Annotated in this window: 6 protein-coding genes; 5 read left to right on the plus strand and 1 reads right to left on the minus strand. The window is 70.6% G+C overall.

From position 1 onward, the window contains the following. From ACN469_RS34470 to ACN469_RS34480, 3 genes are all read left to right on the plus strand, one after another. Positions 1–384 (plus strand): sigma-70 family RNA polymerase sigma factor (locus ACN469_RS34470; protein ID WP_498775034.1); only part of this gene is annotated, 384 nt, incomplete at its 5' end. Between the two features lie 105 nt (positions 385–489). After that, positions 490–1,164: a response regulator transcription factor gene (locus ACN469_RS34475; RefSeq protein WP_498775036.1), complete on the plus strand. Its 675-nt coding sequence runs from the start codon at positions 490–492 to the stop codon at positions 1,162–1,164. Continuing rightward, on the plus strand, positions 1,161–2,807 hold the full coding sequence (locus tag ACN469_RS34480) for a sensor histidine kinase (RefSeq protein ID WP_498775038.1): 1,647 nt from the start codon (positions 1,161–1,163) through the stop codon (positions 2,805–2,807). The genes ACN469_RS34475 and ACN469_RS34480 overlap by 4 nt, the downstream gene beginning before the upstream one ends. A gap of 4 nt (positions 2,808–2,811) precedes the next feature. Here ACN469_RS34480 and ACN469_RS34485 read toward each other — a convergent pair whose 3' ends face one another. Beyond that, a complete protein-coding gene (locus ACN469_RS34485; RefSeq protein ID WP_498775040.1) occupies positions 2,812–3,165 on the minus strand; it encodes a hypothetical protein in 354 nt (117 codons plus the stop codon). A 275-nt stretch (positions 3,166–3,440) separates the two neighbouring features. On the opposite strand from ACN469_RS34485, the gene ACN469_RS34490 reads away from it, so the two are divergent. Continuing rightward, a complete protein-coding gene (locus ACN469_RS34490) occupies positions 3,441–5,441 on the plus strand; it encodes a patatin-like phospholipase family protein (RefSeq protein ID WP_498775042.1) in 2,001 nt (666 codons plus the stop codon). Between the two features lie 130 nt (positions 5,442–5,571). Further along, on the plus strand, positions 5,572–6,267 hold the full coding sequence (locus ACN469_RS34495; protein ID WP_498775044.1) for a hypothetical protein: 696 nt from the start codon (positions 5,572–5,574) through the stop codon (positions 6,265–6,267). The last annotated feature ends 176 nt before the right edge of the window (positions 6,268–6,443 follow it).

Below are 6,443 nucleotides of genomic sequence, written 5' to 3' on the forward strand. Positions count from 1 at the left end.
GACTTCGACCCGGACCGAGGCGGGCTGGAGACCTGGGTGTCGACCATCGCCCGCACGCGCGCCATCGACCGGCTGCGCTCCATGGGCACCGCCGCGCGCGTCGTCGAGGGCGCCGCCCACCACCCTCCGCCCGAGAGCGCGACGCCGCCCGCTCCGGACGACGCGGCGGCCCACGGGCAGGACCGCGTGCGGGTGCGCAAGGCGATGATGACGTTGCCCCCCGAGCAGCGCGAGGTCGTGGAGCTGGCCTACTTCGAGGGCCTGTCCCAGCGGGAGATCTCCCTCCGCACCGGAGACCCGCTCGGGACGGTGAAGACCCGGGCGAGGCTCGCGCTGGAGAAGCTCGCCGCCTTGCTCCGCGAAGCGCCTGACGGCCCGGACTGAACCGCTCCTGTTAAGGGAGTCTTAAGAATCTCGGTGTACCGTCGGCTTTCATTCATCCATTCATGACGGCACCGCGGTGTCCGGGTGGGAGGAGGCGAGCGGGACATGGGGGAGCGAATCCTGCTGGTGGAGGACGACGCTCGGCTCGGCGCGCAGCTTGTCGAGCAGCTGAGGGGCGCGGGCTTCGAGGCGCTGTGGTGGACGGAGGGCCGCACCCTGCTGCCCGGGGAGCTTCCCGACGTGGGGCTGGTGGTGCTGGACCTGATGCTGCCCGGGACGTACGGGCTGGACATGCTCAAGGCGCTCCGGAGCTTCTCGGAGGTGCCGGTGCTCATCCTGAGCGCGCGCAACGACACGTTGGACAAGGTGCGTGCGCTGAAGCTCGGCGCGGATGACTACCTGACGAAGCCCTTCTGGCCGGAGGAGCTCATCGAGCGGGTGCGTGCGCGCCTGCGTCGGCCCGTGCTCCAGAAGGCGGACGCCGCGCTGGAGCTGGGGCTGTTGCGCGTCGACTTCCAGGCGCGAGAGGTGCGCGTGGAGGGGCGCGTGGTGGAGCTGACGCGGGTGGAGTTCGAAGTGCTCGCGGCGCTGGCCCGCAGGCCTCGTGAGGCGGTGACGCGGCAGTGGCTGGTGGAGCACGTGTTGGATCCGGAGCGTGAGGGGACGGAGCGGACGCTGGACGTGCACGTCTCGCGGTTGCGGCGGAAGCTGGCGCCGGCGCAGTGCGTGGAGACGGTGTGGGGCGTGGGCTATCGGCTGGTGGCAGGGGATGGTTCGTGAAGCTCCGCTTGCGCCTGGCGCTCACGGCGATGGCGGCGGTGCTGCCCGTCGTGGTGGCGATGGCGTACTTCCAGCAGTCGCTGCGCGAGCGCTCTCAGGAGGAGGTGCTCGAGGCCTCCACGCTCGCGCAGATGCAGGTGGAGCGCACGCGCTGCGAGGCCGCGCCCGAGACGTGGCGGCCTCGACCTTCCGAGCGTCCCGCGCCTCCGGGGCGTCCGCCCGCTGATGGCTCGAGGCCCCGGGGTGGGGTGGATGATGGGCGCCCCCCACCGCCGCCGAGGATGTCGGGGGACTCGGAGGCATGGCCACCGCGCCGGGAGCCTCCGCCGCCGCGAGCGCCGGGCAGGCCGCCTCGCCCTGAAGGCTCCGACACCTTCGAGGGTCCACCACCTCGTCGTCCGGGCGGCCTGGATGAGTTCGACGGTCCGCCGCCGCTGGGGCCGGATGGGCGAGCCCCGCCACGGGTGCTCTTCTTCCCCTATGACTCACAGCTCACCTCGAGGAACCCCCGAGCCCCCGCGCTGACGGACGACATGCGGGAGGACGCACTCGAAGGAGTGACGGTGGTCCGGCGCTCGGAGTTGGACGGACGGCGGGTCCTCGAGCTGCTCGTGCGGATGTCCTGGGATGACGGCCCCTGTGCCTATGTCCTCGCGCGTCGCGCGGAGCCACCCGGGCCTTCGTCGTTCTTCCTCCCACCGCTCAAGGACTGGAGCCTGCTCGTGTCCATCGTCGTCGCGGCGGTGGTGCTGGCCCTGGGGCCCGTGGTGCGTCGGATCCGCATGCTCACCGAGGACGTGCGTGCGTCCGCGCGCAGTGGCTACGAGCAGCCCGTGTCCGTGCGCGGCGAGGATGAGATCGCCGACCTGGCCCGGGCCTTCCAGGAGGCGCGCGCGGAGATCCAGGCGCGAATGGCGCAGCAGGAAGCCCGTGAGCAGGGGCTGCGGGACTTCCTCGCCAACACGACTCACGACGTGATGACGCCGCTCACCGTGCTCCAGGGCAACCTGTCAGCGATGCAGCAGCGCGTCTCCCGGGGCGAGCCGGTGAACGCGGCCGAGGTGGCCTCCGCCATGAGCGAGGCGCACTACATGGCCTCGCTGGTCCACAACCTCACCGCGGCGACTCGACTGGAGGCCGGAGCGCCTCATGTGCAACGTGCGCCCGTGGACCTCAACGACGTGATTGCCCGGGTCCTCGGGAGACACCAGCCGATTGCCCGACAGCGGCGCATCTCGCTGGAGAGCGGCGTGCCCGCGACGCCCGTGCGAGTCCTCGGTGACGTGACGCTCATCGAGCAGGCCGTGAGCAACGTCGTGGGCAACGGCGTGCGCTACGGCCGCGAGGATGGACACGTCGCAGTCGTCCTGGAGAGCACCCGTGAGGGCCGCTTCGTGCTCCGAGTCATCGACGACGGGCCCGGCATCCCCGAGGAGGAGCGGGCGCGAATCCTGGAGCGGGGTGTCCGAGGCAACGTCGCTCGTACGCGGGCCCCGGAAGGACAGGGGCTGGGCCTGCACATCGCCCACCACGTCGCGCAGGTGCACGGCTGGGCGCTGACGTTGAGCCCGTCGGAGTACGGCGGACTCGAGGTGTGCTTCTCGGGTGAGACGCTGGCCGCCGAGAATCCTGAGGGGACGTGAGGAGTCAGGAGAAGCGCGCGAGGAACCCGGCGAGCACCGGGCCACCCCGACGTGCTTCCTCCGGAGAGCCCGGACCGCCTTCCCGGAGCTGGGCGCGCAGGTCCTCCAGGGCTGGCTTCATGGCCTCGAATTCGGCCAGGGCCTGCTCGGCGCTGTCGAAGAAGCGGTGGTGGAGGAGCCAGCCCGTCACGGAGCAGGTGAGGGCGTGGAAGGAGCGCGAGTCGTCCACCTCGTACGTGAGGCGAAGCTGGCCCTCCTGCTCTTCATCCCGCGCGATGGTGCCGCCCTGGCTCCCCATCCACCCCAGGGACGCGCCGCCGTCATAGGGCGTCCAGGTCGAGCTCGACTGTGACGACATCGCGTCTCCTCGGGAGCCACGGCTGGCGCTCCATGCGGACAGTGTTTCATGACCCGAGTGGCCGAGGTGGCGCTTCGCGGGTGAATCGGGCTCCAGTCGAAAGTCCCATCGCTGGTGCTCGCAACCCGCGCGTGGGTTGCGCGTCCCCCCGCGCTGGCCCACGTTTCCCGTAGGTTCCCCTGGCTGACGCCGTGCCGCCGGAGGGGGCGGGTCTCGCGTTCAGTCCGTCACGAGCGTGAGGCACCTGGTCGAGTCGAGACGAGGGGGCCCGCGTCATGCCAGTCGAACCGTCTATTTCATCGCCCGAGCGGCCCGCCAGGAAGAGGCCCGGGTGGTGGCCCTCTTCGAGAGATTCCACCTGGCGCCGCGTCCTCGCCATCTTCTCCGCGATTCTCATCGCGGTGGCCGCGGAGCTGTACCTGACCGTGCTGGTGGGCCGGCGACTGTCCCTGCTGCTCGTCTTCGCGCTCGTGTGTCTGGTCGGCGGTGTGCTCGTGTTCGGCTACCTCCTCCTCACCGAGCGAGGGGCCTGGGAGATGTCGAGCCGAAAGGCCCCCTGGAAGTGGCGACGCGAGGACGGCATGCGGCCCGAGGAGCGCGCTCTCGAGCAGCCGCCACCCGATGACGTCACGGCACGGCCCTTCGTCGCCATGGACGTGGAATCGGAAGCAGGTGTGTCCCCCCGGGAGGAGGAGGACGCGACGGACGCGCGTGTGGGTCCGGCGGAAACGCTCGGTCCCCGGAAGCGCTCGCTCATCCTCGTGGGAGGTGGCCTGCGCGCGGCCTGGCAGGCGGGAGCGATTCGCGCGCTGGAGGACGCGGACCTCGGCTTCCACTTCGCGGATGCGACGTCCGCGGGCTCTCTCAACCTGGCGATGCTGCTGTCCGGCGTGTCCCCCGGCGAGGCGTGCGCGCGGTGGCGGACGCTGTCCGTGGAGGACTTCCTCGCCCACGCAACGCCGAGGAAGTCGCTGGACGTGCTTCATGTCGAGCCGCTGGGAGACCCGGAGAAGGTGCTCCAGCGGGTCTTCCCCCACCTGGGAATCGACGTGGCGGCCATCCGCGCCAGCTCGCTCGTGGAGGGCACCTTCCACGTCTGCGACTTCGAGCGGAAGACAGACGTGGCCATCCCGCACCGGGAGCTGGACAAGGAGCTGCTGCTGGCGGCCATCTCTCCGCCCATCCTGATGCCTCCGGTGGAGCGGGACGGCACGCTCTATACGGATGCGCTGTGGACGCAGGACTCGCACCTGCTCGAGGCCGTGCGCCGGGGCGCGAACGAGCTGTGGGTGTTGTGGTGTCTGGGCAACACGCCTGTCCATGACGATGGCCTCTTCGAGCAGTACGCCTACCTCGTGGAGATGAGCGCCAACGGCGCGCTGTTCGCGCAGCTGCGCGTCATCGAGGACCTCAACGCGCGAATCGAAGCGGGGGAGGTCGTGCTGGGCCACCGTCGCCCCATCGCCGTGCACCTCATCAAGCCCGAGCGCCCTCTAGCGCTGGACCCGGACCTCTACGCGGGCCGAGCCACCGCCGCGGGCCTCATCGACATGGGGTACTCGGACACGTGGCGTTATCTCGACGTGTGTGGCTCGCGGGGCCTGCCGCTCACTCCGGAGATGACTCGGACCACGGAGCCTTCACCCGACCTGACCTTCGTCGAGTCGCTCACGGGTTGCTTCACGATGGGCGTCACGGACCCCACCGAGGGGGCCCTGCATCCCGAGGCCCAGTCGATGACGATCCACTGCACCATCAGCGTCAGCGACCTGGACGCCTTCGTCAGTGACGTGAAGTGCTCGGCGCGATTGGTGGCGCGGCTGAGCTTCGCGCCGTTCGGCGAGGACCTGCCGGCGCGTCGGGGCAGCTTCAACATCTTCCGCCCTCCAGAGTCACCGGGCACGCGGGTGATGACGTATGGCCTGCGCTTTCCGCATCGAGGCCGTGACTACTTCCTGGAGGGGACGAAGGTCGTCGTCGACCGGCGAGGAGAGGACGCGTGGAAGGGCTCGACGCGGTTGATGTGCCAGCTCCACGCGGGCATGAATGCGCAGGCTCCGGTGGTGGGCGCCGGTGTGCTGACGCTCGGCGTGGGCCAGCTCCTCTCGCTCATCTCCAGCATGCAGCCCGCGCGACGCCAGGGCGCGGGGACCCTGGCCATGGACCGCTTCGGCCGGTTCTTCCTGGGGCCGCTGTGGGAACAGTACGCACCACGCGCTCAGTGGGGGACGTCCCGGGAGATGGTGCTGGAATCGCATTCGCGGGCCGAGGCGTGAAGACGTGGGCGCCTTCGACCCAGGTAGGGAAGGGTGCCCGGGAGCGGACACCTCGATGACGGTATGCGCCATCCGAGAACAGTGTGGCGCGGCACCGTTTGTGTGGCGTGCCTCAACGGCCTAACCTGCCATGTCAATGAAGGCGATCCTCGTCTCCCTATTCCTGTTGGGCTCCACTCCCGAAGCCACTCCGTCGGCGATGTCGCCGGATGCGCTCGCGGCGCCGCCCGTGTCCAATGACTCCCCGACGGCCTGGGCCTGCACCGTCGACACGCTTCGCGAAGGCAAGGAGTGTGTCTTCGAGTCCGACGCCACGGCCGGCGCGTCCAGCACCGAACAGGACACCGCCAACCGCAAGCTGCTCAAGGACATCTCCCGCGCCCTGTGCACCGAGGCCGTGGGCAATGCCCGCGAGGGACGCTCCGACGCGACGCTCATCGCCCTGTGCGAGCGCCGCTATGTCGTCGCCGCGGACCAGTGCGGGCTCGGAGGCAGCTCTCCCATCGTGGACGCGAAGGGCCGCTTCGCGCCGGGCGCCCGGACCTGCTACCGGGGCCTGTCCAGCGTCCTCCAGGAGGTCCAGCTCATGGCCACCGTGGCCGCGCCGTGCTGCGAGTGCGCCGCGCGCAAGGGCTGCCCTGGCGCCGCGGACCGGTGCTTCGCGGACGTGTCCCAGCAACAGACCACTCCCGCGACGCTCGCGTGCCTGAGCGAGCGCTGCGAGGACGCGTGCTCGGTCGCGCTGCCGGCGTCGACGAGCGCCACCTCCGCGCCCACCGCCCGTGAGCGGCAGCGCTCCTCGCGTTCCGGTTCCGCCTCGCTCTAGGAGTCAGCTCCATGCGCCACCATCCCTGGACTCTCTCGACCTGGGCCCTTTTGGGCTCGCTCGCCGCCGGTTGCGGCGCGTCGCACTCCCACGTCACGTGGACGGATGCCTCGCCTCGCGCGGAGGCTCCCCTCGTGACGACCGCCCCGGAGGCCCCGCCGCTCCTCGCGTCGGCG

Source organism: Corallococcus terminator (genome assembly GCF_049194865.1).
In the GTDB taxonomy this organism is placed as follows: domain Bacteria; phylum Myxococcota; class Myxococcia; order Myxococcales; family Myxococcaceae; genus Myxococcus; species Myxococcus terminator_A.